Source organism: Nonomuraea cavernae (genome assembly GCF_014646355.1).
Lineage (GTDB): Bacteria > Actinomycetota > Actinomycetes > Streptosporangiales > Streptosporangiaceae > Nonomuraea > Nonomuraea cavernae.
Genome location: NZ_BMNH01000037.1, coordinates 1 through 25,949 on the forward strand (window position 1 = coordinate 1; position 25,949 = coordinate 25,949).

Genomic DNA, 25,949 nt, shown 5'->3' on the forward strand with positions numbered 1-25,949 from the left:
CTCCATCGCGGCGCTCTTCCTCACCACCGAGGCCGTCATCGCCGAGAAGCCCGAGAAGAACCCTGCCGCTCCCGCCATGCCCGGCGGCGGCGACATGGACTTCTGAGCCAGCTCGTCCATCACCAGGGCGGCCCGACCACATTGGTCCGGCCGCCCTTGTGTTTCTCCCTCCTTTACGGCACCGCCAAGGAGGGCCCACCCGCCGCACGTGGCTGAGGGCCTCCAGGGAGACGCCCGCTGACCCGCATCCTGCCGCCCCGCCGCAACGGCGCCTTGCCGGCCGTCTGGATGGCCCTGACGGGCACCCCTGCCTACATCACACCCCGAAGTGGGGGACGATGAGGCCGCGGGCGAGGGTGTTGGCGGTGATGTTGAAGCCGACGACCGCCGGGCTCGTGTCGCTGTCGACGCCCAGCTTGTCGACGCCCAGGGCGTGGACGGCGAAGACGTAGCGGTGAGGGGTGCCGGGCGGGGGCGCGGCACCGCCGTACTCCTTGCGGTTGTAGTCATTGCGGGCGTGCTGGGCGCCCTCGGGCAGGCCCTTGAACTCAGGCCCGGTGCCCGCCCCGGTGGGCAGCCCGGTCACCGAGGCCGGCACGTCGAACAACACCCAGTGCCAGAACCCGCTGCCGGTGGGCGCGTCGGGGTCGAAACAGGTGACGGCGTAGCCCCGGGTGCCCTCGGGGGCGCCCGACCAGCGCAGGGCGGGCGACAGGTTCTGGCCGGTCATGCCCCAGTCGTTGAAGACGTGGAGATCGCCCAGCCTCTCCCCGTCGGTGATGTCGTCGCTCTCGACCACGAGGGCGGGAACCGACGGCAGGTATTCGTACGGAAGCGGTGCGGGCACGGCATCCTCCTTGGGTGAGATCCTCTTCGTCATCCTAAGACCGGCTCCCGGCCTCGCCAGGAGGCCAGGTGGACTCGCACCTCAGCCCGGTCAGGAGGCCAGGTGGGCCGGCAGCGGCCGGTCGTGCAGGACGGTGAGCGAGGTGACCGCTCGGGTGAGCACCACGTAGAGCCGGGCCAGGCCGCGCGGCTCCGCCTCGACGATGTCGGCCGGCTCCACCACGATCACGTGGTCGTACTCCAGGCCCTTGGCCAGCGTGGCCGGGATGACGAGCAGCCGGTGCTCCTCGGTCGAGTCGGGCCCGAGGACGGCGTGGGGGAGGCCGGTCAGCGCCTCGGACACCCGGCCGGTCATGGCGTCGGGCACGATGACGCCGATGGAGCCCTCGCGGTCGAGCGCCTCGCGGGCCGCCGTGACCACGTCGACGGCCGGCCGTACGGTGAGGGAGCCCGCGCCGGGGCGCAGCGAACGCGGCGGGGCCAGGCCCGGGGCGATCGAGGGGAGCAGGCGGGCGGCGAAGTCGAGCACCTCGCGCGGCACGCGGAAGCCGAGCGTCAGCTCGGTGACCTCGCCCTCCGGCTGGCCGAGGTGCTTGAGCACGGTCTCCCAGGAGCTGGTCGACCAGGGCGTGGTGCCCTGCGCGAGGTCGCCGAGGACGGTCGCCGAGCCGTTGCGGCAGCGGCGGCCGAGCGCGCGCAGCTGCATCTCCGACAGGTCCTGGGCCTCGTCCACGATCAGGTGGCCGAGCGACGGGGTGCGTTCGATCAGGTCGCCGAGCTCGTCGAGCAGCGCGGCGTCGGCCGCCGACCACTTCGCGGACCGCCATCCCCGGGGCGGCTTCGGCCAGAGCAGTGACCGCTGCTCGTCGGGCGTCAGGTCGTTCCGCGCGGCCTTGGCCAGGAACTCAGGGTCGGACAGCAGGCGGTGGAGCACCTGCTCGGGCGCCAGCTTGGGCCAGACCGCGTCGACGAGCTGCTTGACCGGCCTGGACCTGGCCACGGCGTCCTGCACCCGGTCGTCGGGCGACTCGCCGCGCTGCTCCATGCGGACCAGCACCTGGTGGGCCAGCCGCTGGGCCAGGGCCGCCCGGCCGGGGCCGTAGCGGGTGGTGCCGCGCAGCGAGGCGACGATCTCGCGCACCTCGTGGTCGGCGACGCGGTGGCGGTAGGCGCCCTTGCTGAACACCAGGCCCTCTTCGGGCTTGACGATGTGCAGCCAGAGCGCGCGGTCGAGGACCGCGGCCATCCGCGCGTCGCCCTTGATCGCCGACACCGAGGGGTCCTCCGGCGCGGCGTGCTCGCCGAGCAGGCCCGGGACCGTCGTCTGGTCGACCTTGACCTCGCCCAGTGCGGGGAGCACGGAGGAGATGTAGGACAGGAAGGCGCGGTTGGGGCCGACGATCATCACGCCCGACCTGGCCAGCCGCTCGCGGTGGGTGAAGAGGAGGTAGGCGGCCCGGTGCAGCCCGACCGCGGTCTTGCCGGTGCCGGGCGCGCCCTGCACGCACACGGTCTGCGCCAGGCCGGAGCGGACGATCTCGTCCTGGTCGGGCTGGATCGTGGCCACGATGTCGCGCATCGGGCCGGTGCGCGGGCGTTCGATCTCCTCGGTGAGGATCCGGGACGGGCCGATCTCGCCGCCCTCGGCCAGCGGCTCGTCCTCGTACGCGGTCAGCCGGCCGCCGTGGTAGCCGAACCGGCGCCGACGTACGACGTCCATCGGCTGGGCGGGGCTGGCCTGGTAGAAGGCGCGGGACACCGGGGCGCGCCAGTCGATGACCAGCGGACGGCTGGCGCCGTCGTGCACGTGGCGGCGGCCGACGTAGATGGTGCCCGGCAGGTCGTCGTCGGCGGAGCGGTCGAGGCGGCCGAAGAACAGCGGCGTGTCGGGGTGGTCGGCCAGGGCGGCCACCCGCTGGTCGAGCAGCGACTGGAGGATCTGCTGCGAGACCCAGTCGCCCGCCGCGTCGGCCGACAGCGACTGGGCGTGCGCGCGCATCGCCCGCAGCGCGGCCCTGGAGTCGGCCAGGTGCGCCTGTTCGGCGGCGAGCACGACGGAGGGTAGGTCGGAGGGTATGTCGGGTGCCAACTGGTGTGCGGGCATGCGGAAGGGCCTCCCAGGTGAGAGTGGACGGAGGTGGTAGAGGTAGCGAGCAGGCCATTTTAGTCGTCGGCCGGGCAGGCTTCCACAGCATTTAGCCGGGGTACAGGCAGGGCGTGGGACGCGTCCACCTGGGCTTCTCGCCGATCATTCCCACCATCGCGAGTCTTCTGCTCGCGTCACTCTGGGGGCTGTCGGTGTTCGCGGGCTGGGGGTTGGAGGCGTTCTGCGCGGGGGGCGAGCCGGCGGCGGGTTGCGCGCGGCGGCTCGGCTCGGTCTCGGCGGTGTCGGGGCTGTTCGCCGTGCTGGCCGCCTGTTGTACGGCCGGTGCCTGGCTGGCCCCGCGGGCCAGGCAGGATCCACGCGTGTTCACCTGGTTCATGGGCGCCGGCCTGGCCGCCTGGATCGCGGCCGAAGGAGTGCTCTTCGTCGGCGGTCTGCTCGCCATTGCGCGAACCTGAGAACTGGCCGATAAAACCGAAACATTCGGGCATATCAGGTGGATTTGTCGGATCATGAGGGTATGTCGCTGGGCGGTTGATTGCGGCGGCAACAGTACGCAGGTGAGGGGGGTGGTTCGATTGTCGACGGCCCGCGGAGTCTCGTGGACGTGACACGAATGCCGGTGCCTGGCCGCTCCGAGGATGAGCGGCCGGGCCTCACACCCCGCCGAGCACGTCGTCGGCGTCGATGATCTGATAGGCGTAACCCTGCTCCGCCAGAAACCTCTGCCGGTGCGCCGCGAACTCCTGGTCGACCGTGTCCCTGCTCACCACCGTGTAGAAGCGCGCCCCGCCGCCGTCGGCCTTGGGCCGCAGCACCCGCCCGAGCCGCTGCGCCTCCTCCTGGCGTGACCCGAACGTGCCCGACACCTGGATGGCCACCGCGGCCTCCGGCAGGTCGATGGAGAAGTTGGCCACCTTGGAGACGACCAGCACCTGGATCTCCTTGTCGCGGAAGGCCTGGTAGAGGCGCTCCCGCTCCTTGACCCTGGTCTCGCCCTTGATGACCGGCGCGTTGAGGTGCTCGCCCAGCTCGTCGAGCTGGTCGATGTACTGGCCGATGACCAGCACCTGCTCGCCCAGGTGACGGCGGACCAGCGCCTCGGTGACGTGGGTCTTGGACGGCGTGGTGGCGCAGAACCGGTAGCGCTCCTCGGACTCGGCCATCGCGTAGGCCAGCCGTTCCTCGTCGCTGAGGGTGACGCGGACCTCCACGCAGTCGGCGGGCGCGATCCAGCCCTGGTTCTCCATCTCCTTCCAGGGCGCGTCGTAGCGCTTGGGACCGATCAGCGAGAACACGTCGCCCTCGCGGCCGTCCTCGCGCACCAGCGTCGCGGTCAGGCCCACCCGGCGGCGGGCCTGCAGATCGGCGGTCATCCGGAAGATCGGCGCGGGCAGCAGGTGCACCTCGTCGTAGACGATCAGGCCCCAGTCGCGCGCGTCGAACAGCTCCAGGTGGCTGTAGACGCCCTTACGCCTGGTCGTCATCACCTGGTAGGTGGCGATGGTGACCGGGCGGATCTCCTTCTTCGTGCCCGAGTATTCGCCGATCTCGTCCTCGGTGAGCGAGGTGCGCTTGATCAGCTCCTGCTTCCACTGGTGGGCGCTCACCGTGTTGGTCACCAGGATCAGCGTGGTGGCCCTGGCATGGGCCATGGCCGCCGCTCCGACGATCGTCTTGCCGGCGCCGCAGGGGAGCACGACCACGCCGGAGCCGCCGTGCCAGAACGCGTCGGCCGCCTCCTGCTGGTAGGGCCGCAGGTTCCAGCCGTTCTCGGCCAGCTCGATCGGGTGGTGCTCGCCGTCGACGTAGCCGGCCAGGTCCTCGGCCGGCCAGCCCAGCTTGAGCAGCGCCTGCTTGACGTTGCCCCGGTCGCTCGGGTGCACGATGACCGAGTCGGCGGTCAGGCGCTCGCCCAGCATCGGCTGGATCTTCTTGGACCGCAGCACCTCTTCGAGCACGGCCCGGTCGGTGGAGGTCAGGACCAGGCCGTTGACGGGGTCCTTCTCCAGCTTGAGCCGGCCGTACCTGGCCATGGTCTCGGCCACGTCCACGAGCAGCGCGTGGGGCACCGGGTAGCGGCTGAAGCTGATCAGCGCGTCGACGACCTGCTCGGCGTCGTGGCCGGCGGCTCGCGCGTTCCACAGCGCGAGCGGAGTGACACGGTAGGTGTGGACGTGCTCGGGCGCGCGCTCCAACTCGGCGAACGGCGCGATCGCCTTGCGGCACTCGTCGGCCTTCTCGTGGTCGACTTCGAGGAGCAGCGTCTTGTCCGACTGGACGATGAGCGGGCCGTCGTTCACTGACATCCCTTCAAACGGTTGACGCCTATCCAACACATCCGAGGGCAAGAACAGTCCCCGAACAGGCAATCAGCTGGGCTCTTCGTCGAAATAGCCGTTGAAACCGAGGAAGAGGAACGTGGCGATCGTCAGCACGAAACCCGTGGCGAACAGGACCCAGCTCCACACGAGCATCCCACGGGCCGCCTCGGGCTCGGTGGTGGTGCGGCCGAGCGCCATCCCCGAGAGCACGGCGCCGGGAATGGCGAGGATGTTGCAGCAGGAGACGATGGCGAGAAGGTTGAGCACGAGCGCGACGATCGCCTGGGCCCTCGGCCCCTCGGAGTGGGGTCGCGGCGGCGGCCCGTAGCCGTAGTCCTGACCGTAGTAGGGAGGTGGCTGCTGTCCGTACGGCGCCCCGTAGGGCTGGTACGGATAGTCACCGGGCGGATCCTGGTTCACGTGTTCACCTCCTGACGGTCAACATTTATCACGGAATAAGCACGCGTTCGGTCGAGATCGCTCCTTGGCCGGAGTCGATCAGCCCAGCCGCGACCGCAGGGCCTTGCGGTCGAGCTTGAGCACGCTGGTGACCGGGATCGAGTCGACGAACGTGATCTCGCGGGGATACTTCACCCGGCCCACCCGGTCGCGGGCCCACTCGATCAGCTCCTCGGCGGCTACGGTGACATCCGGCCTGAGCTGCACGAACGCCACGACCTCCTCGCCGACGCGCGGGTCGGGACGGCCGACGACGCCCGACATCAGCACGTCGGGATGGGTGTTGAGCGCGTCCTCGACGTCACGCGGGAACACGTTGAACCCGCCCCGGATGATCAGGTCCTTCTTCCGGTCGACGACGTAGAGGTAGCCGTCGTCGTCCAGGCAGCCGATGTCGCCGGTGCGCAGCTCGCCGCCGGTCATCGTGGTGCCCTCCGGGTCGGCGGCGTGCTCGCCCCAGTAGCCGAGCATCAGCGAGTCGCCCGCGACGCAGATCTCGCCCGGGTCGCCGGGCTCGGCCTCGTCGCCGGAGGAGTCGCGGATCGTCACCTTGTAGCCGGGCAGCGGCAGCCCGACGCTGCCCACCCGGCGCCGGCCCGGCGGGTTGAAGGTGGTGACGGCGCTGGTCTCGGTCATGCCGTAGCCCTCGAGGATCTGCACGCCCGGCATCCGGCGCTCGAACTCCTCCAGCACCTCGCGGCCGAGCGGCGCCGCCCCGCAGGTCAGGAAGGCCAGGTCGGGCAGCGGATGCCGCTCCAGGGGCTCGGCCAGCAGCATCTGCAGCATGGCGGGCACCACCGTGCCGTAGCGCACGCGCTGCTCGGCGGCCAGCGTGAGGAACACCTGGGGATCGAACCAGCGCATCAGCACCGCCTGCTGCGGCACGGTCGCGTGCATCCCGGCGATCGTGACGATCAGCCCGTACGCGTGCGAGAGCGGCACCGGCACGATCGCGCGGTCCATGCCCTCCTGGTGGGACATCGCGTAGGAGTCCTTGGCCACCTGCCACAGCCCGTGATGGCTGAGCATGACGCCCTTGGCCTTGCCGGTGGTGCCGCCGGTGTACATCAGCGCGGCCAGGTCGGCGGGGTCACGCGGCACGGGCCCGTGCTCGGCGGCCCGCTCCAGCTCGCCCGTGTCGACGAAGACCGGGACGCCGGGACCGCCGGCCAGGGCCGCCTCGACCGTGGGCACCAGCTCCGGCGAGGTCACGATCGCCGCGGCGCCGCTGTCGGTCAGGATGTGACGCAGCTCCTCGGCCCCCACGAGGAACACCACCGGCGTCACCACCGCGCCGGCCGCCCAGAGCGCCTGGTAGATCAGCGGCACCTCGGGAGAGTTGGCCATCATCACCACGACCCGGTCGCCCGGCCGGATCCCCGCCTCGACGATCCCGCCGCACACCCGGCGCGCCCGCTCGGCCAAGGCGTGGCTGCGATGCCAGACCCCGTCGTAGAACACCGAGTCGAAGTCGTCGAACCTGCTCCAGGACTCCTCGGCCAACCGGCCCAGCGTCAGCTCGCTCACGACGTCTCCTCCGCCGGCCCGACCCGGGCGGCCTCTCCGCGCCCGTACCTGATCCAAACCTTGCCTGATCACCGCGGGACGTCAAGACAGGCCGGCGACCCCGGTGATGCGATGCAGGGCGAAGCGGTGCACGGCGGCCCTCGTCTCGTCGTAGGCCGTCAGGTAGCCGCCCTCCATCCTGGCCGGCTCCAGGATGCGGGAGGTGGCGTTGCCCTGGGAGTCGAGGTAGCCGATCCACACCCGCACGCCCTGCCTGATCGCGTCCTGCAGAGCCGAGATCGTGGCCGTCGCCGGGCCTCGCGGGACGCTGCCGCCTGGAGCCTCGACCGGCTCGCGCCGGGCCAGGTGGGCGGCGTCGCCGGCCCGCAGCGCCCGCACGGCCGCGGTCGCCACCTCGGGGTCGAGGCCGTTGGCGGAGGAGACCACCCGGGCGGCGGGCAGCGCCTCGACGCGCCTGCTGTCGAGCTGGGAGATGATCACGTCGCCGTCGATCGACTCGGCCACCGGCGCGTAGCCCATCGCGCGCAGCGAGTCGACCAGCGTGGCCCTGGGGGTGCGGGAGGCGATGACGGTCGGGGCCAGCCGGCGCAGCCGCAGCGCGGCCGAGCGGCGGTCGGCGGTGATCTGGTCGAGCAGGGCCGGGTCGTCGCAGCGTACGTAGGCGCTGGCGGTGCCGACCCGGATCCGGCCGTGCCGCCGGGCCACGTCGGTGACCAGGTAGGACAGCGCCTGCGGCACCGGAGTGGCGGAGTGGCGCTCCAGCATGGAGAGCAGCTCGTCGCCGCCCTGCCCGGCGTCGAGGGCGCGCCGGATGGAACCGTCGCTGAACCGGTAGACGGTCGCGGTGCCCTTGGACTCGACGTCGGCGGCCAGCGTCATCCAGCGGTTGAGCCCGCTGGTCAGCGGGCCCGGCGCGACGGCGGTGAGGTCGGCCTGGAGCAGCACGTGGTCGACGGGCTCGGGCAGCAGCGGCGCGAGCGCGGCGGCGGCGTCGTCGCCGGCGAGCAGCGCCCGCGCGTGACCGGACAGCACGCCGAGCCCGGTGAAGCCGAGCTGCTCGGCCTCGCGCAGCGCGAACTCGGTGAGCTGCTCGCGCAGCGGGCCGCGGCGGCGTGGCCGCTCCCAGGCCAACCGGTCGAGCACGGAGTCGCGGGTCGGTGCGAGGCCGGGGGCCGAGGCGAGCACGCCCAGCGTCGCCGCGCGCACCGCGGGCATCGAGGACCTGCGCAGATCGGTGTGCAGGGCGTTGAGCGGGCGGTCGCGCTCGTCACGCTCGCCGACCAGCCCGGGGACGCGGTCCATGTGCAGCCAGGCGCGCGCCAGCGCCACCCACCGGTCGGCCGTCGCCCTGACCCGCCACAGGTCGTAGCCGTTGGTCGGCAGCCATTCGCCGTCGACGCCGCCGCCCGCGGCGACCAGCCCGGCCGCGTGGGCCACCTCCACGACCAGCGCCGCCGCCCAGTCGGGCAGGTCGAGCTCGGTCGCGGTGCGCTTCATGTCGCGCACGCCCAGCCCGCCGGTGCGCAGCACGCCCGGCGGCTCGACGCTCCACCGCTCGCACAGCTCCTCGACCGCCCGGACGAACGCGAACGCCTGCCCCGCCGCCGTCGCATCGGCCAGCCTGGGATCGCGTGTGGCGCCCTCCAGCGCGGGAGGCACGGGCAGCAGGTCGCGGTGCACCCGGCCCTGACGCAGGTGCAGGCCGACCTCGCGGGGCAGCGCCACGCTCTCCTCACCCGTGGCCGCCAGCAGCCCGCGGGCCAGCAACTGCTCGATCGGCGAACGGGCGGAGCCGAGACGCACCTCGCGCCGGGCGTTGGGCACCCGGCCCGTCGGCGGCCCCCAGGCGAGCTGGTCGAGCGCCGCCCGGGCCTCGTCGGACACCTCGGCGATCAGCCGGCCAGGCTCGGCCAGGGCCGCGGCCAGGCGTTCCCTGCCGGTGCCCGGAGTGCCGGGCGCGATCTCGTCGGCCATCTCGTCGAGCTGCTCGGGCGGGTGGTGCCGGAACACCTCGGCGGCGGGCGGCCCGAGCCCGGCGGGGTCGTCGAGCGCCTTGCGGACACCGGGGGCCAGGTCCAGCCCGTCGTCGGGGCCGTACACGAGCGCCAGGTCACGCAGCCGGTCGAGCGCGACCGACAGAGCGGGCTCCGGCTCTGCGCCGGTGAGCGCGCGGCCGAGCAGGCCGGCCAGCCCGGACCTGGTCATGGGCTCGGTTCGTACGGCCAGCGTCTCGACGACGGCCAGCGTGAAGCGGTCGAGCCGGTCGAGCACCCTGGCGATCGCAGAAGGACTGCCCGCCCGTGAGGCGAGGCCCTCAAGGTGGGCGGGCACCGGGGTGATCAGCTCAGGACGCGCGGAGACGAGCGCCCGCAGCTGCTCGTCGGTGCGCCCCCTGATCCACTCCGTGAACTCCATCGTTGCCATGGTATGTCCCTCCCGATCGAGGCAGCATGGCTCACGCGATCGAGCGAGCGGACCGGTCGTGCTCGTCCTGTTGAGCTGGGGCTGGGCGGTGCGCGATCGGCTGATCGGGCTCGGCGTGCCCGGGCCGGCCTACCGCCTGCCCGGCGTCAGCCGACCGGAGCCGGGCTGGGCAGCAGGCCGACCGCCAGCCGTACCCACGCGTCGACGAACTGGTCCTTCTCGGTGCGGCCGGGAGACTCGCCGACGGTCTCCTGGAAGAGCCGGTAGTGCACGACCGAGCCGCCCAGCACGGCGGAGATGCCGTTCCAGTCGATCTCGGCGTCGCGATATTCGGGCTGGGCGCGGAACCAGGTGGTGATGGCGTCGAACATGGGCTGCAGCAGCCCCTCGCGCACGATCGTGACCAGCTCGGGGAACTGGCTCAGGTCGCGGAAGAACACCCTGGTCAGCTCGGACTCCTCGCGCACCTTGGCCAGCCCGGCGCGGCACACGCGCGAAAGCCGCGCCTCCAGGTCGGTGGAGGTCTCCATGTCGCCCAGCTCGGCCAGGCTCTCGGCCACCTGGATGCGGGTGCGCGCGGCGTGCTCGTTGATCACCGCGGCGAGCACCTCGTACTTCGACTTGAAGTGCCGGTAGAGCCCGCCCGCGCCGGGAGAGAGCCCGGCCGCGGCCTCGATCTCGGCCACGGACGTCGCGGAGTAGCCTCGCTCGGCGAACAGCCGCAGCGCCTCGTCGATGATGCGCTCGCGGGTGGTCATGGTCGTGCCGGTCCTGGTCGGCACGTTGCGAGCCCTCTCGGACCGAGCTCCTGCGCCTGACGATCTGGTCATGTCCTGCGTGACACCTCCGTTAGGAGCGTAGTCGTCGTGGCACGGTGCGCTGGTTCGCCCCTGCCGCGACCGTGCCGACGGGCGACCAGACCGGCGCGGCTCCCGATAAGTAATTCCTTTCTGCCCATTCCGAACGGTCCCACAACAAGCGCCGTTACGCGTGACTCCCGGAGGTTTGGCATCCTGCGATCTGTGATGACTTCGGTGGGTTTCGATCTGGACATGACATTGGCGGACACGCGATCGGGCATCGCCGCGGTCTACGACGAGGTCGCGGCCCGGCTGGGCGTGCCCATCGACAGCAAGGCGATCATCACCAGGCTCGGGCCGCCGCTGGAACACGAGTTGGCCAACTGGCTGCCGGCCGAGGCGATCCCGGCCGCGGCCACCCTGTTCAGGGAGATCTATCCGGAGGTGGCCGTGCCGGCGCACACCGCCATGGCGGGAGCGCGCGAAGCCATCGAGTTCGTACGCGCCGGGGGCGGCAAGGTCATCGTCGTGACCGGCAAGAACCTCAGAGACGCGACCAGCACGGTCATGACGCTCGGTTTCGAGGTCGACGAGGTCGTCGGTTCGGTCTTCGGAGCCGCGAAAGGCTCGGCACTCGCGCGCTTCGGCGCCGCCGCCTATGTTGGTGACCATGTCGCGGACATCGAGGCGGCGCGGGCCGGGGGCGCGGTCAGCGTCACGGTCGCGACCGGCCCGTACACGGTGGAGGAACTACGTGCTCACGGAACGGATGTGGCACTGACCGACCTGACCCAATTCGCCAGTTGGTTCGCGGGCTGGCGGTCTCCGCACGAAGTCGGGTAATTGTCCGTCAATTACCCGGTCGCCCTGGAGCGCTGCGGGGCATAACCTACATCCATTCATCCTTTTCGACTGTTTGAACGAGGTCCCTCCTGTGCCGAGTGGCAAGGTCAAGTGGTACGACGCCGACAAGGGGTTCGGCTTCCTCACCCGTGACGACGGCGGTGAGGTTTTCGTGCATTCCTCCGCGCTGCCTGCCGGTGCCGGGCCACTCAAGCCTGGCCAGAAGGTCGAGTTCGGCGTGGCGGAGGGCCGGCGCGGCCAGCAGGCCCTCTCGGTCAGGATCCTCGAGCAGCCGCCGACGCTGGCCAAGGCGAAGCCCAAGGGCAAGCGCAAGAAGCCGGACGAGATGGTCGTCATCGTCGAGGACCTGATCAAGCTCCTCGACGGGGTCTCGACGTCCTACCAGCGGGGCAAGCAGCCCGACCCCGTCCACGCCAAGAAGATCGCGCAGGTGCTGCGGGCCGTCGCCGACGACCTCGACGCCTAGGCGTTGGGGTTGGTCAGCGGCTTGGTGGGGTCCATGGTGTCACCGCGGTTGTCCGGCAGGCCGGCGTGCCTGCCGGACAGGTCGGCGTGGTGGCGCCGGTTGGCCGCGCGGATGCGCTGACGCCGGCGGACGATCAGCCAGGCGAGCGCCGCGGTCAGCGCCACGGCCAGCGTGACCAGCCCGGCCACGCTGTTCTGGGCGAGCGACAGCACCAGCCCGACCAGCCCGCCGAACACCCAGGCCAGCTGCAGCAGCGCCTCGACCACGCCGAAGGTGGACGAGCGCACCTCCTCGCCGATCTCGCGCTGCACGATCGCGTCGAGCGCCAGCTTGCCCAGCTCCTGGGCGAACGCGGTGACGACCGAGATCAGCACCGCCGTCCACAGGCCGAAGAACACGGCGGTCGCGATCGTCGTCAGACCGGTGAAGGTCAGCGTGAGCAGCACGATCAGCTGCGGCGAGTGGTTGCGCGTCCAGTTGGCGACCACCGCGCCGACCAGGCCGCCCAGCCCGGCGGCCGCCGCGAGCAGCGCGATCGTCCTGGGCACGTCGAAGAACGGGTCGGGCGGAGCCAGCCACGGCACCCCCTTGTCCTGCACCAGGAACAACAGGAAGAACAGCAGAAAACCGGAGAACAGCCGGATCGCCACGTTGGCCCAGACCGCCTCGGCGACCGTGGGGCCCACGTTGAGCAGGGTGCGCCAGCGCGGCGGCCGGCCCTCCTCGGCCTCCTCCTCCAGGTCGGGCGAGTCGACGTGCCGCGGCAGGCGTACGGCGAAGACCCCGACCAGGAGGAACACGACCATCGCGATGCGCAACAGCGTGGCGCTGCCCAGCCAGGCGGCCAGGCCCGCCCCCACGGGCACCAGCACCCCGGCCGAGACGAGCGAGAACAGCGCGACCCGCGCGTTGGCGGAGACCAGCGTGATGTCGGCGGGCAGGACACTCGGCATGATCGCCGCGCGTGACACGTTGTACGCCTTGGACAGCACCAGCACGCCCAGCGCCCCGGCGAACAGCGTCACCAGGTCGCCCGGCCCCACGGCGGCGGCCATCGCGAAGCAGAGCAGGCCCCGGCCGAACAGCGTGCCGGCCATGACGTAGCGGCGGCCGGACCGGAACCGGTCGAGGATCGGCCCCACGAACGGCGCCAGCAGCGCGAACGGCAGCATCGTGATGACCAGGTAGAGCGCGACGGGGCCGCGGGCCTCGCCCACGGGCAACCCGAAGAAGACGGTGCTCGCGAGCGCGACCGTGACCAGCGCGTCGCCCGCGCTGTGGCCGGCGGTGAGCTCGATCAGCCGGCCGAGGCCGGTGCGGTCGGCGCCGTTGGCGTGGGTCAGCCGGCGGGCGGCCCTGCCGACATTGCGGGCGCCCCTGGCGGTGGCCTGACCTGCGCGCACGCCGCCGCCGACGGTGGCCCGGCCGGCGCGGACGGTCGCGCGACCGGCATCGGCGACGCCGCGGCCGAGGCGTCGCGAGATGTCGCGCGTCTTGTCCCACCCACCCTCCACGCATACAAGTCTTACCCGATCGGAGATCGGACTCGGCGCCGGATGGGCACTGTGGGTGTCGGCGGGTCCGGGCATGGGTGAGAATGAAAGTGTGAGCGAACAGCACCTTTCGGCGGAGGCGGCCCGATGAGCCGGACCAGGACACGTGTCTCCGTCCCCGACCAGGCCTGTGTCGCCGCGGTCGACCTGGCGCGTGCCGCGGCCGAGGAGTTGGCGCGGCCGGGTGAGCCGGGTGAGCATCTCGGCTACGAGGCCGAGGGCGACCGCATCGTCACCCACTACTTCGCCTGCCTCGACCGCGCCTACCGCGGCTGGCGGTGGGCGGTGACCGTGACCCGCGCCTCGCGCGCCAAGAAGGTCACGGTCAGCGAGGGCGTGTTGCTGCCCGGCCCCGGGGCGCTGCTGGCCCCCGAATGGCTGCCGTGGAGCGAGCGGCTGCGCCCCGGCGACCTCGGCGTGGGCGACCTGCTGCCGACCTCCGAGGACGACGACCGTCTCGTGCCCGGCTACACCGAGACCGACGACGACGTAGAGCACCAGATGGTTTTCGAGTACGGCCTGGGCCGGGCACGTGTGCTCTCGGCCATCGGCAGGGAGCGGGCTGCCAGGCGCTGGCACTCCGGCGAGCACGGGCCGCACACTCCGATCGCACACGCCGCTCCCGCGCAGTGCTCCACCTGCGGCTTCTACTGGCTGCTGGCCGGCGAGCTCCGGCTGTCGTTCGGGGTCTGCACCAATGAGTACGCCCCCGACGACGGCAAGGTGGTGGCCGCCGACCACGGCTGTGGCGCCCACTCGGAGGCCGCGGTCATGCCGCCGGCCGTCGAGCAGGCCACGCCGATCCTCGACGACCTGGGCTTCGACCTGATGGAGGTGGAGGCCGGCTCGGTCGACGAGACGGCCACCGAGGAGCTCGGCCACTCCTGATCCCGTTTCGTCAGGGAGTGTCGGTGCGGGCCGCTAGCCTACGGTGGCCCCCTACCCTCTATCAGGATCGTGATCGATGACCGACACCTTTGGCACCGACCGGATGCGGGCCGCCGTGCTCGCCGCCTGGACGGCCTCGCCCGCCCGTTTCCGCGAGGACGCCAACGCCGAGGAGGACTTCGCGCTCGGCGGCTACCGCGACCGGCTGATCGTGGAGCTCGCGCAGAACGCCGCCGACGCGGCTCTGCAGGCGGGCAACCCCGGGGTGCTCCGGCTGACGTTGCGTGACGGCGTGCTGACGGCCGCCAACACCGGCGCGCCGCTCGACGCGACCGGGGTGGAGGGCCTGTCGACGCTCCGCGTCTCCGGCAAGCGTGACGACGCGGGGGCCGCCGGCCGGTTCGGTGTCGGCTTCGCCGCGGTCGTGTCGGTCTGTGATGAGCCGTTCATCTGCTCCCGTGACTCCGGAGCGGTCCGCTGGTCCCGCGACGAGACGGCCGCGCTGGTGTCCTCGGTGCCGTCGCTGGCCGCCGAGCTGACCTCCCGTTCGGGCCACGTGCCCCTGCTCCGCCTTCCCTTCGCGGCCGACCCGCTGGAGGTGCCCGAGGGGTTCGACACGCTGGTCCGCCTGCCGCTGCGTGACGAGGCGGCGGTCGCGGCGGTCCGGCGGCTGCTGGAGGAGGCGAGCCCGGCCCTGCTGCTGGGCCTGCCGGCGTTGGCGAGCATCGAGATCGACCTCGACGGCTCGGTCCGCACGGTGGTCGCCGACGGCTGGCACGTGGTGTCGGAGTCGGGCGCGTTCACACCCGACCAGGTGGCCGCCCTGTTCGCCGACCGGCCCACCGAGGAGCGGGCCCGTCCGTTCTGGTCGCTGCGCTGGGCGGTGCCGCTGGCCGGCGCCCCAGGGAAGCCGGCCTCGGGGGAGTCGACCCCAGGGGAGCCGGCCTCGGGGGAGCCGGCCTCGGGGGAGCCGGCCTCGGGGGAGCCGGCGGAGCCTGGGCCGCTGCCCGCGACCGTGCCGCCCGTGGTGCACGCGCCGACCCCCAGCGACGAGCCGCTCGACCTGCCGGCGCTGCTCATCGCGTCGTTCCCGCTGGCCACCGACCGGCGCCACGTGGCCAAGGGGCCGCTGACCGACTTCCTGGTCGAGCGGGCCGCCGACGCCTACGTCAGGCTGCTCCAGGAGCTGCCGCGCACGCCCCGGCTGCTCGACCTGGTGCCCTCGCTCATGGGCAAGGGCGAGCTCGACGCCCGGATCCGCCGCGCCATCCTGCGGCGGCTGCCCGAGGTCCCGCTGCTGCCCGCCCTGTCGGCCCCCGCGCCGGCCGTGCAGACGCCGTCGTTCGCCGACGCCGAGGTCTACGAGCCCGACGCCGAGTGGCGGGTCGAGCATCCGGCCAGGGAGCCGCACGCGGACGGCTGGGTCGTGGCCGGCCGGGAGGCCGCGGTGGTCGCCGGTTCGGGTGAGCTGCTGGCGGTCATCGCCGCGTTCGTCCCGGGGCTGCTGCCCGCGGGCTGGCCCGCCCGGCACCCCGCGATGGGGTCGCTCGGCGTACGCCGGGTCGAGCTGGCCGAGGTGGTCGACCTGCTGTCCGGCGAGGCGGTCGAGGGCAGGGAGCCGGGCTGGTGGCGCTCCCTCTACGACGTGTTGCCCGCCGACGACCCCGAGTCGCTCGGCGCGCTGCCGGTGCCGCTGGCCGACGGCCGCGTGGTGCGCGGCCCGCGCGGCACGCTGATCCTCGACCTCGCCGGCACGGGCTCGTCGGGGGCCGGGCTCGACCTGACGCCGCTGGGGTTGCGCATCGTGCATCCCGAGGCGGCCCACCCGGTGCTGCTCAGGCTCGGTGCCGCCGAGGCCACGCCGCGCACCGTTCTCGAGGACCCGATCACCAAGGCGGCCGTGGCGGAGTCGCTCGACAGCTCCGACCCCGAGCCCGTGGCGGGGGCCGTGCTCTCGCTGGTCGAGGCCGCGGGGCTGGCGCCCGGCGAGGCGCCCTGGCTGGGCGGGCTGGCGCTGCGCGGAGCCGACGGCGAGCTCTATCCCGCGGGCGAGCTGATGCTGGCCGAGGGCGCGCTGGCCGGGCTGCTGGAGCCTGACACGCACCTCGGCGTGGCCGCGCCCGAGCTGGAGGAGACCTACGGATCCCGGGTGCTGGCCGCCGCCGGCGTGCTCGACGGGTTCGCCGTGGTGCACGACTCCGACGTGCTGCTCGACCACGACGACTGCGACCATGACCTCGACGGCGAGGACGAGTGGCTCGACCATGTGCTCGACCTGCTGCCCGAGCTGGACGTGCCGCCCGTGGTGCCGGAGTTCGCGGCGGTGCGCGATCTGGAGCTGGTCGCCGACTGGCAGGCCGCGCTGACGCTGCTGACCCGGCCGCCGCTGCGGGCCGCGCTCCATCCGCTGCGGGTCGAGGGCGTCGAGGTGCCGTCCTACACGGCGTGGTGGCTGGCCGGTCACCCCGTGCTGGGCGGGCGCCGGCCGCGCGAGCTGCGGCTGCCCGGCGCCGACCCGCTGCTGCAGGGCCTCTACGGCGACGCCCCGGCCGGGCTCGACGAGGGCGCGCTGGCGATGCTGGGTGTCCGCACCACACTCGCCGAGCTGCTCGACTCGCACGGTGGCCCCGAGGAGCTGCTCGACCTGATGGCCGACGAGTCGATCGAGGTCGACCGGGCCCAGCTGCGCGCGCTGTGGATCGCGCTGGCGGCTGTCGCTCCCTCGCGGGTGGCGCCGCCGTCGCGGGTGCGGTCGGTGCTGCGGGGCGAGATCGTGGTGGCCGCCGCCGACGACGCCGTGGTGGTGGAGGCCCCCGACCTGCTCCAGCTGGTCGCCGACCACGCGCTGGTGCTCGCCCCCTACGACCTGGCCGAGTCGCTGTCGGAGCTGCTCGACCTGCCGCTGGCCGGTGAGCTCGCTCCCGGCGAGGTCACCTCCGAGGGCGAGGTCCGGCAGGTGCCGCCCGAGGTGCGCTCCCTGCTCCCGACGGCCCCCGAGACCTACGTCGAGCACGACAAGCTGCTGGTCGACGGCGTCGCCTGCACGTGGCGGTTCTTCGAGGGGTCGGTGCACTGCACCGGTGTCGAGGGGCTGGCCCGCGGCCTGGCGTGGGCGACCGGCCAGTGGAACGACCGGCTGGCGGTCGCCGCGCTGCTGCGCGACCCGACCGCCGTGCCGCTCCTGCTGGCCGAGGCCGACCTGTCCTGACCGGCCCGCCGTTCAGCCCGCCGGGCGGGTGGCTCTGACCGGCCGGCCGCTCAGCCCGCCGGGCAGGTGGCTCCCTGGTCGGGCGTCTTCCCGGTGAGCAGATAGGCGTCGACCAGGCGGGTGACGCAGGTGCTGCCGCTCAGATAGGCGCCATGGCCCTCGCCCTCGTAGGTGACCAGGATGCCCGTCTTGAGCTGCGCGTTGAGTGTGGTGGCCCAGCGGTAGGGGGTGGCCGGGTCGCCCTTGCCGCCGATCACCACGATCGGCGCGGAGCCGGTGGCGTCGATCTTTTTGGCCTCGTCGTCACCGGGTGCCGGCCAGTCCTCGCAGGGCGCGGCGGTCCCTTCGACGGCCAGGATCGGGAAGATCTGCTCGATCCGGTCGTTGATCCTGGCCGTCTCGGCGGCGGTCGGGCGCTCGGTGGTGTCCGCGCAGTTGATCGCCTGCAGGCTGCTCATCGCGGTCGAGTAGGTGCCGTCGGGCCTGCGGCCGGTGTAGGAGTCGGCCAGCGCCAGCAGCGTGGCGCCGTCGCCCTTGAGGGCCGCCGCGGCGGCCTGCTCCAGCATCGGCCAGGTGGCCTTGGCGTACAACGGGGTGATGACGGCGAGCTGGGCCAGGCCGTAGGTGAGGCTGCGGTCGCCGACCTGGAGCGGCTTCGTCTTCAGCCCGTCGAGCAGCCCCTCCACGGTCCGCTCGACGGCCGCCGGGCTCGTGCCGAGGTCGCAGCCCTGGGCCACGCAGTCCTCGGCGAACGCCTCGAAGGCCTGGTCGAACCCGGTGGCCTGGATCGCGGCCCGCTCCTCGAAGGTCACCGCCGGGTCGTAGGCGCTGTCGAGGACGAAGCGGCCGACGTTCTTCGGGAACTTCGTGGCGTAGACGGCGCCGAGGTGCGTGCCGTACGAGAGGCCGAAGTAGTTGAGCTTCTGTTCGCCGAGGGCGGCGCGGATCAGGTCGAGGTCGCGGGCGGCGTTCACGGTGCCGACGTGGGGCAGCACCTTGCCCGAGTCCTTCTGGCAGGCGGTGGGGAGCTCCTTGGCCAGCCTGTCGCTCTCGGCGGCGCTGGGCGCGGCGAGGATCTCGGCCATCTGGCCGCCGCAGGTGACCCCGGCGCTGCGGTCGACGCCGCGCGGGTCGAAGCTGACCAGGTCGTAGCGGGTGCCGAGGCTGCCGAACGCCTGGGCGGCCTGGGCCAGGATGTCGACGCCGGAGCCGCCGGGGCCGCCGAAGTTGAACACGAGGGAGCCGGAGCGGTCGCCGCGGGCCTTGACGCGGATCAGCGCGAGGTCGATCTGGTCGCCGCCGGGCTTCGCGTGGTCGAGCGGCACCTTGATCGTGCCGCACTGGACGGAGTCGTCGGGCCGGGCCGGCTTGCCGTCGGGGCCGCTCAGGCCGGTGCACGTGCTCCAGGCGACCGTGCCGGTGTCCTTGACGGCCTCCTTCGCGGCGGGCCCCTCGGTGAGGCCGCATCCGGCGAGCGCCGTCAAGCACACGAGGGACGTGACTAATGTCTTGTTCATGTCATAAGGATGGTCTGGGTGTTCCGGCCCAGGTAGTGGCCTGTAACAGCTCTTGGCGATGACTTCGGGGATCGGCCGGAGATGACGTATGTCAACCGCGAGAGCGAGCGTGTCAGCCGCGAGAGGCCCGCCTGCGGACGTACCCGAGGCCGAGCAGGCCCAGGCCGACTCCCGCGACGCAGGTCCAGATCCACCAGGTGTCCTGCGGAGCCGGGCGGAAGACCAGCAGCACCGCCAGTGCCACCACCCAGAGCGCGATGCCCACGAGGACGGCCTTGCTGTCGTTGGTCTCGATGGGCTCGGGATCGGGATGCCACTCGCGCTTCACGGGATCCAGCCTAGCTTCCAATCCGGTTTCGATCCGATCACCTGCCCTTTGCCCAGGTGGGCCACTTCTGTCACTCTTCGCGCGTGAGTGACATTAAGTCTAAAATCGACCAATTCTTCGCAATCTCCGCACGGGGCTCGACCATGTCCCGTGAGGTACGTGGCGGACTGGCCACGTTCTTCACCATGGCGTACATCGTCGTGCTGAACCCGATCATCATCGCCAACGGCAAGGACATCGAGGGCCAGGTCATCGGCGACGGCACGCAGGGCAACGTGGCGCTGGTGGCGGCGGGCACGGCTTTCGTGGCGGGCATCCTGACCATCCTCATGGGCGTCGTGGGCCGGGTGCCGTTCGCCCTGGCGGCCGGACTGGGGCTGAACGCCTTCGTCACCTTCAACGTCGCCACCCTGATGAGCTGGGAGGAGGCCATGGGACTGGTCTTCCTCGAAGGCATCATCATCGGCCTCCTGGTGCTGACCGGCTTCCGGGTGGCCGTGTTCAACGCCATCCCGGGCCAGCTGAAGACCGCCATCAGCGTCGGCATCGGCCTGTTCATCGCGCTGATCGGCTTCGTGGACGCCGGGTTCGTCCGCCGCGTGCCGGCCGGGCCGCCGCTGGAGATGGGCATCGGGGGCAACCTGACCTCCTGGCCGATCTTCGTCTTCGTGGTCGGGCTGCTCGTGACCGCGGCGCTGGTCGCCCGCAAGGTGAAGGGCGCGATTCTGATCGGCATCGTCGGCACGACCGTGCTGGCCGTGCTCGTGGAACTGGGGGCCAAGGCAGGCCGGGCCACCGCCGAGAACCCGGGCGGCTGGCAGCTGAACGTGCCCACGATGCCGACGCAGATCCTCGGCTTCCACAACCCGCTGACGCTCTTCACGGAGTTCGACCCGTTCGGCGCGTTCAGCCGCGTGACGGTGCTGCTGGCCGTCCTGCTCGTGTTCACGCTGCTCATCACCGACTTCTTCGACACCATGGGCACCATGGTCGGCGTCGGCAAGCAGGCCGGGCTGGTCGGCGAGGACGGGATGCTGCCGCGCACCAAGCAGATCCTGCTCGTCGACTCGCTCGGCGCCGCGGCGGGCGGTGCGGGCTCGGTGTCGTCGAACACGACCTACATCGAGTCGGCCGCCGGCGTGGGCGAGGGCGCGCGGACCGGCCTGGCCAGCGTGGTCACCGGGCTGCTCTTCCTGGTGGCGATCTTCTTCGCGCCGCTGGTGACGATCGTGCCGTACGAGGCCGCCGCGCCCGCGCTGGTCGTGGTGGGCTTCCTGATGATGACCGCGATCCGCGACATCGACTTCACCGACTACGAGCTGGCCATCCCGGCCTTCCTCACCATCGTCGTCATGCCGTTCACCTACTCGATCTCCAACGGTGTCGGCGCCGGCTTCGTCAGCTTCGTGCTGATCAAGCTGGTCCGGGGCAAGGTGCGGGAGATCCACCCGCTGATGTGGGTGGTCTTCATCCTCTTCGTGCTGTACTTCGCGCTCGGCCCGATCAAGGCGCTGCTCGGGCTCTGACCTGCTGGGAGCCGCCCCTTTCGATGGGGGGCGGCTACCGGTGCGAGTGAAGATCTCCTCGGTGCGTACACGAGGTGGGCTGAAGGGCGGCATTGTTCTCCTATGCGTGGAGATGTGAAGTGTCCTGGCTGCGGTGCCGCCCTGGCCGGAGACCGGCCTCCCGCGCCCGCGTCGCCGCCCAGGTGCGCTGAGTGCGCGCTCCCGCTGTGGGGACCCGTCGCGCACGAGTTGTGGCGCGTGGATGAGGCGCTCGCCGGGATACGTCTCCAGGAGACGCGGCTGCTGACCCGCAGGGAGGAACTGCTGGGCAGCCTGCGCGCCGGACGCACGGGGGAGACAGACCCCTACCCGGGAGCCCCGGGTGGTCAGGGCGGAGGCGGGAGTGCGGGCCCGGATGCCCCGCCGTGGGCGGTCCCGGCGCCGGGCCCGCATGCTCCGCTGCCGGGGATCTCGGCACCGGGCCCGGTCGCCCGGCCTCGGGAGGTCTCGGCGGGAGCCGTACAGAATCTGCTGCTCATTCTCGGCGGGCTGCTGCTGACGGTGGCGGCGGTGGTGTTCACCGTGGTGAGCTGGGGTCTGCTGGGCATCGGCGGGCGGGCGGCCGTGCTGGCGGGGTTCACCGCGCTGGCGATGCTGGCCCCGGTCGTGCTGGTCCGGCGCGGGCTCACCGCGACGGCCGAGACCGTGGCCGGGTTCGCCGTCGCGCTGCTGCTGCTGGACGGGTACGCGGCCAGGCGGGTGGGGCTCCTCGGGGTCGACGCCGTCGAACCGCTGGACTACGCGGCGGGAGTGTGCGGGGTCATCGCGCTGCTCCTGATGACCTATGCCCGGGTGGTGCCGCTTCGCGGCCCCGCCCCGGTGGCCGTGGTGTTCGCGCAGCCGGTTCTGCCGCTGCTGGTCGGGGACGCCTCGGCGACCTGGCTGGTGGCCGCGCTGGTGGCCACGGCGGCGCTGGACGTCCCCCTGGTCCGGCGGGGCCGGACGGGGGTGCGGACGACGGCCGCTCTCTGCGGGAGCGCGGTCGCGACCCTCGCGCTGCTGGGCGGCGTGCCGTACGCGCTCAGTGCCGATTCCCCCGGGCAGGCGCTGGGCAGGTCGGCACCGCTGATCGCGCTGGTCCTGCTCGGTGCGTGGGTGGCGCGGAGCCTGGCCGGAGCGGGCAAGCGGGATGGGGAGACCTGGGCCTCGCTGGTCACCGTCGGGACCACGCTCGCGCTGATCGCCGTCCTGGCCGCGCCGGGGCAGTCGGCGTCGAGTCCGGACTGGATCCGTCTGGCCTACCTGATCCCGGCGCTCGCGGTGGCGCTCGCCGCCACCTGGCTGCCCTGGCGCAAGGTGCGGTCGGCCGCCCTGGCCACCGGCGGGACGGTGGCGCTGCTGACCGCGCTGACGCTGCTGCCTCGGCTCGTGGTCACCCTGGTGACGCCGCTGGCCTGGCTGGACACCCTCTGGACCGGCACGTGGGCGGGCGAGCCGTGGCTGGGAGAGGTCACCTCTCCGGCGGACGTGGTGGTGCTCGGCGCGCTGGCGGCCGGCCTCCTGCTCGCGGCCGCGCGCCTGTCCTCGCGCCGCGTCGCCGCGCGGCAGGCCGCGCTGCCGGGCGGCGCGAGGGATGGGTGGCGGGCGCGGACGGCGGTGGTCGGCGCGCTCGTGTCCGGGGCGCTCGCGGTCGCGGTCGCCCCCGCGGCCTTCGCGATGGTTCACCCGGCCGCGGTGGCGGTGCAGGTGCTGCTGGCCACCGCCCTGGCCGTGGCCGCCCTGCTGGGCAAAAGGCCCTGGTGGGCGGTGGCCTGCGCGGTCGTCGCCGGCGTGGCCTCGGTGGAGGCGGTGGCGTACGCGTTCGGCGGCAGGCCGGCGACGCTGGTCGCGCTGCCGATCCTGGCGGTGCCGGCCGCCGCCCTGGCCCTGGCGGCCAGGGTGACGGCCCTGCGGGTGTGGGGGCTGGGCGCCGCCGTGCTGTTGCTCGGCCTGGAGGCGACGGCGGTGGGGCTGGCGGTGGGCGCGCCGGTCAGGGTGGCGGCGAGCGTGGGCTGCGCGGTGGCCGGAGTGCTCCTGCTGGGCAGGTCACTGTGGCCGGGCCGGGCCGGTCGGGACGGGGCGAACCTGGAGTGGCTCAGGTATACGGGCACCGCCCTGTTGCTGCTGGCCTCGTGGTTACGGCTGTGGGCCGGCGAGGTCACCGTCGTGGAGGCGTACACCGTGCCGTGTTCGCTGGTCCTGCTGGGATTCGGCTGGTGGCGGCGGCGGACCGCGCACATCTCGTCATGGGCCGCCTACGGCGCGGGGCTCTCCTTCACGATGCTGCCGAGCCTGGTGGCGGTCTACGCGGACACGGAATGGCGGCGGTCGCTCGCCCTCGGGGTGCTGGCGCTGGCGGTCCTGCTCGCCGGAGCCCGATCCCGGCTCCAGGCGCCCACGGTGATCGGTGGTGTCGCGCTCGCCGGGGTCGTGGTGCGGGAACTCGCTCCGTACGTGTCGGAGATGCTGCTCACGGTGCCGCGTTGGGTGCCGATCGCCGTGGGCGGGCTGCTCCTCGTGGCGGTCGGGGCGACGTACGAGGCGCGGAAGCGAGACCTGAAGCGGTTGCGGGACAGCCTGGCGAGGATGGGCTGACATCCTCGCCCAAGGCGCTGCCCAGGCTCTGACCTGGCTCTGCCGGGCGGACGGCGAGCCCGCCCGGCCATGGTGCGGGAACCCCGGGGGCGATAATGAGTTGGGGAAATATCCCGGCCTCCCGTATAGTTAGCAAAGGTAATGACTCATGCTAACCAAGAACCAGTCCCAAACGGATCTCCGCAGCGACGCGGGTCTGGCATCAGCTCTACGCGTCTCGATGGCGCGGCTCAACCGGCGGCTCAGGCGGCAGGCGGCGGTGCACTCGCTGACTCCCACGCAGTTCGCGACACTGGCCGCCGTCGAACGGCATTCCGGGATAACCCCCGGCGAATTGGCCGAGCTCGAAAAGGTGCAGCCACCCTCGATGACGCGGGTGGTCGCCGCGCTCGAGGCACGTGGGCTGCTCTCCCGTTCACCGCACCCGACCGACCGGCGCCAGGTGACCGTGACCGTGACCGAAGAGGCCCAGAGGCTGCTGAAGGAGGAACGCCGCCGCAAGGAGGCGTGGCTGACCCGGCAGCTCAAGGAGCTGACACCTCAGGAGCGGGCCATCCTCAGGCAGGCGGCGCCGATTCTGGAGAAGCTCAGCAGGATCTAGAGCCCGAAGAACCCGAGACCGGGATGTTCCGGTCGCTCAAGATTCGCAACTACCGCATGTTCGCCGCCGGAGGCGCCGTCTCCAACGTCGGCACCTGGCTCCAGCGCACCGCCCAGGACTGGCTGGTGCTGGAGCTCACCCACGGCAGCGCCGCGGCGCTCGGCACGGCCACCGCCCTGCAGTTCCTCCCGATGCTGCTGTTCGGCATGTTCGGCGGCGTGCTCGCCGACCGCTACCCGAAGCGGCCCATCCTCATCACGGCGCAGTCGATGATGGCCGGGCTCGCGCTGACCATAGGCGTGCTCACGATGACCGGCGCCGCCCAGGTCTGGCACGTGTACGTCATGGCGTTCGCGCTCGGGCTCATCTCCTGCGTCGAGGTGCCCACGCGGCAGGCGTTCGTGGTCGAGATGGTCGGCCGCAAGGATCTGAGCAACGCGATCGCGCTCAACAGCTCGATCTTCAACCTGGCCCGCGTGGTCGGCCCGGCGATCGCCGGCGTGCTGATCTACGTGCTCGGCGGCACAGGGCCGATCTTCCTGGTCAACGCCCTGACGTTCGCCGCGGTGATCTCCAGCCTGGTCTTCATGCGGAAGTCCGAGCTGCACCTCGCACCGCCGGTGCCGAGGGCAAAGGGTCAGCTCCGCGAGGGGCTCAGGTACGTGCTCCAGCGCGAAGAGCTGCTCATGCCGATCCTGCTGGTCGCCTTCGTGTCGATGTTCGCCCAGGCGTTCTCGATGTCCATCGCCCTGATGGCCCGCGAGGTCTTCAAGGCGGGGGCGTCGTCGTTCGGGATGGCGTCGAGCATGTTCGCGATCGGCGCCCTGGGCGGCGCGCTGCTCGCCGCGCGCCGGGCCCGGCCGTCGCGCCGGATGCTGGTCGCGGGCGCGATCGGGTTCGGGTTGTTCCAGATCGCCACCGGGCTCGCCCCCTTCTACCCGATCTACCTGCTGCTGCTGATCCCCACCGGCATCGCGCTCATCACCTTCAACACCTCCGCCAACGCCAGTGTCCAGCTCGCCACCGCGCCCGAGATGCGCGGCCGGGTCATGGGCATCTTCATGCTGGTCTTCACCGGTGGCGCGCCGATCGGCGCCCCGCTGGTCGGCTGGCTGTCCGAGCTGGGCGGCCCCAGGGCCGGCGTCATGCTCTCCGGAGTGCTCGTGGTGGTCGGCACCGGCCTGGCCATCCTGCTCACCCGGGTGATCACCGCCCGCAGGGCGAGGCTGACGCCGGCGGCGGCCTGACCTTGTTGCACAATCAGTGAGCATGAGGCTCTTCGCGGCCGTGGTGCCACCGGCCGGCGTGCTCGACGAGCTCGAACGGGCGATCGCCCCCTATGTCGGGCAGGTGGAAGGGCTGCGCTGGCCCGACCGTGACACCTGGCACATCACGCTGGCGTTCTTCGGCGAGGTGCCCGAACACGTGCTCCCCGGCCTCCAGGTCCGCCTGGCGCGGGCCGTACATCGTTACGACGCCCTGGACCTGGCCTTCACCGGGTTCGGGGCGTTCTCGTCCGCCCGCCGGGCCAGGGTGTTCTGGGCCGGGCTGTCCGGCGACCCGATGGGGCGGCTGGCCGACTCGGTCAGGGCCGCGGGCCGCCGGGCCGGCGCCGCGCAGACCGACGAGAAACGCTTTCATCCGCACCTGACGCTGGCCCGGTCCAAGGCCGAGACGGACCTCCGCCCGCTGGTCGAGGCGCTGTCGGGATTCAGCGGCTCGCCATGGCGGGCGGAAGGTGTCCGGCTCGTGCGCAGCCACCCGGGACCGCGGGTGAGGTACGAGTCACTGGGCGAATGGGCGCTGGCACCGGCGCGACAGGGCTAGGCTCCACAGCGTGGACCGTCCTCGCCGCTGGCTGCTGCCCCTCGTGCTCGGCCTCCTCCTGCTGATCGTGGTCG

Annotated in this window: 20 protein-coding genes; 10 read left to right on the forward strand and 10 right to left on the reverse strand. The window is 72.3% G+C overall.

Features of this window, described 5'->3' with window-relative positions; all coding sequences use genetic code 11:
- Nucleotides 1–316: 316 nt before the first annotated feature.
- Nucleotides 317–847 carry a YbhB/YbcL family Raf kinase inhibitor-like protein gene (locus tag IEY82_RS34855; protein ID WP_225264086.1) on the reverse strand — a complete coding sequence of 177 codons (531 nt, stop codon included), beginning with the start codon at nt 845–847 and terminating at the stop codon, nt 317–319.
- 90 nt (nt 848–937) lie between these two features.
- Nucleotides 938–2,950: a HelD family protein gene (locus tag IEY82_RS34860; protein ID WP_189128547.1), complete on the reverse strand. Its 2,013-nt coding sequence runs from the start codon at nt 2,948–2,950 to the stop codon at nt 938–940.
- A 113-nt stretch (nt 2,951–3,063) separates the two neighbouring features.
- On the opposite strand from IEY82_RS34860, the gene IEY82_RS34865 reads away from it, so the two are divergent.
- On the forward strand, nt 3,064–3,408 hold the full coding sequence (locus IEY82_RS34865) for a hypothetical protein (protein ID WP_189128548.1): 345 nt from the start codon (nt 3,064–3,066) through the stop codon (nt 3,406–3,408).
- Between the two features lie 198 nt (nt 3,409–3,606).
- Here IEY82_RS34865 and IEY82_RS34870 read toward each other — a convergent pair whose 3' ends face one another.
- The 5 genes from IEY82_RS34870 to IEY82_RS34890 form a co-directional block, all read right to left on the reverse strand.
- Nucleotides 3,607–5,259 (reverse strand): DNA repair helicase XPB, encoded by a 1,653-nt coding sequence (locus tag IEY82_RS34870; RefSeq protein WP_189128549.1) that lies wholly within the window; start codon nt 5,257–5,259, stop codon nt 3,607–3,609.
- A 63-nt stretch (nt 5,260–5,322) separates the two neighbouring features.
- Nucleotides 5,323–5,694: a DUF4190 domain-containing protein gene (locus IEY82_RS34875; protein ID WP_189128550.1), complete on the reverse strand. Its 372-nt coding sequence runs from the start codon at nt 5,692–5,694 to the stop codon at nt 5,323–5,325.
- A 78-nt stretch (nt 5,695–5,772) separates the two neighbouring features.
- Nucleotides 5,773–7,260 carry an AMP-binding protein gene (locus IEY82_RS34880; protein ID WP_189128551.1) on the reverse strand — a complete coding sequence of 496 codons (1,488 nt, stop codon included), beginning with the start codon at nt 7,258–7,260 and terminating at the stop codon, nt 5,773–5,775.
- Nucleotides 7,261–7,341: 81 nt separating this feature from the next.
- Nucleotides 7,342–9,675 carry a helicase-associated domain-containing protein gene (locus tag IEY82_RS34885; RefSeq protein ID WP_189128552.1) on the reverse strand — a complete coding sequence of 778 codons (2,334 nt, stop codon included), beginning with the start codon at nt 9,673–9,675 and terminating at the stop codon, nt 7,342–7,344.
- 155 nt (nt 9,676–9,830) lie between these two features.
- Complete coding sequence (locus IEY82_RS34890; protein ID WP_225264084.1) at nt 9,831–10,466, reverse strand: TetR/AcrR family transcriptional regulator; 636 nt, start codon at nt 10,464–10,466, stop codon at nt 9,831–9,833.
- Nucleotides 10,467–10,709: 243 nt separating this feature from the next.
- Here IEY82_RS34890 and IEY82_RS34895 point away from each other — a divergent pair, with 243 nt between their 5' ends.
- A complete protein-coding gene (locus tag IEY82_RS34895) occupies nt 10,710–11,327 on the forward strand; it encodes an HAD family hydrolase (protein WP_189128592.1) in 618 nt (205 codons plus the stop codon).
- 91 nt (nt 11,328–11,418) lie between these two features.
- Nucleotides 11,419–11,814: a cold-shock protein gene (locus tag IEY82_RS34900; RefSeq protein ID WP_189128553.1), complete on the forward strand. Its 396-nt coding sequence runs from the start codon at nt 11,419–11,421 to the stop codon at nt 11,812–11,814.
- On the opposite strand, the gene IEY82_RS34905 is transcribed toward IEY82_RS34900, so the two are convergent.
- Nucleotides 11,811–13,328, reverse strand: a complete 1,518-nt coding sequence (locus IEY82_RS34905; protein WP_189128554.1) for an MFS transporter — start codon at nt 13,326–13,328, stop codon at nt 11,811–11,813. The two genes, IEY82_RS34900 and IEY82_RS34905, sit on opposite strands and share 4 nt — an antisense overlap.
- A 126-nt stretch (nt 13,329–13,454) precedes the next feature.
- Between IEY82_RS34905 and IEY82_RS34910 the strand changes: the two genes are divergently transcribed.
- On the forward strand, nt 13,455–14,255 hold the full coding sequence (locus IEY82_RS34910; protein ID WP_189128555.1) for a DUF3027 domain-containing protein: 801 nt from the start codon (nt 13,455–13,457) through the stop codon (nt 14,253–14,255).
- 76 nt (nt 14,256–14,331) lie between these two features.
- Nucleotides 14,332–17,463, forward strand: a complete 3,132-nt coding sequence (locus IEY82_RS34915) for a sacsin N-terminal ATP-binding-like domain-containing protein (RefSeq protein ID WP_189128556.1) — start codon at nt 14,332–14,334, stop codon at nt 17,461–17,463.
- A 50-nt stretch (nt 17,464–17,513) separates the two neighbouring features.
- On the opposite strand, the gene IEY82_RS34920 is transcribed toward IEY82_RS34915, so the two are convergent.
- Nucleotides 17,514–18,980, reverse strand: coding sequence for an alpha/beta hydrolase (locus IEY82_RS34920; RefSeq protein ID WP_189128557.1), 1,467 nt, complete (start codon nt 18,978–18,980; stop codon nt 17,514–17,516).
- Nucleotides 18,981–19,092: 112 nt separating this feature from the next.
- Entirely contained in the window at nt 19,093–19,308 is a 216-nt protein-coding gene (locus IEY82_RS34925) for a DUF2530 domain-containing protein (protein ID WP_225264082.1), read from the reverse strand.
- 143 nt (nt 19,309–19,451) lie between these two features.
- Here IEY82_RS34925 and IEY82_RS34930 point away from each other — a divergent pair, with 143 nt between their 5' ends.
- The 5 genes from IEY82_RS34930 to thpR all read left to right on the forward strand — a co-directional run bounded on the left by IEY82_RS34930 (nt 19,452) and on the right by thpR (nt 25,875).
- Nucleotides 19,452–20,834 carry an NCS2 family permease gene (locus IEY82_RS34930; RefSeq protein WP_189128558.1) on the forward strand — a complete coding sequence of 461 codons (1,383 nt, stop codon included), beginning with the start codon at nt 19,452–19,454 and terminating at the stop codon, nt 20,832–20,834.
- A 237-nt stretch (nt 20,835–21,071) separates the two neighbouring features.
- The gene (locus IEY82_RS34935) at nt 21,072–23,447 is read left to right on the forward strand and encodes an SCO7613 C-terminal domain-containing membrane protein (protein ID WP_189128559.1); all 2,376 of its coding nucleotides are present in this window, start codon (nt 21,072–21,074) and stop codon (nt 23,445–23,447) included.
- Nucleotides 23,448–23,595: 148 nt separating this feature from the next.
- Complete coding sequence (locus IEY82_RS34940) at nt 23,596–24,048, forward strand: MarR family winged helix-turn-helix transcriptional regulator (protein ID WP_189128560.1); 453 nt, start codon at nt 23,596–23,598, stop codon at nt 24,046–24,048.
- Between the two features lie 23 nt (nt 24,049–24,071).
- Entirely contained in the window at nt 24,072–25,295 is a 1,224-nt protein-coding gene (locus IEY82_RS34945) for an MFS transporter (RefSeq protein ID WP_189128561.1), read from the forward strand.
- A gap of 22 nt (nt 25,296–25,317) precedes the next feature.
- Nucleotides 25,318–25,875, forward strand: coding sequence for an RNA 2',3'-cyclic phosphodiesterase (gene thpR, locus IEY82_RS34950; protein WP_189128562.1), 558 nt, complete (start codon nt 25,318–25,320; stop codon nt 25,873–25,875).
- Nucleotides 25,876–25,949: the final 74 nt, after the last annotated feature.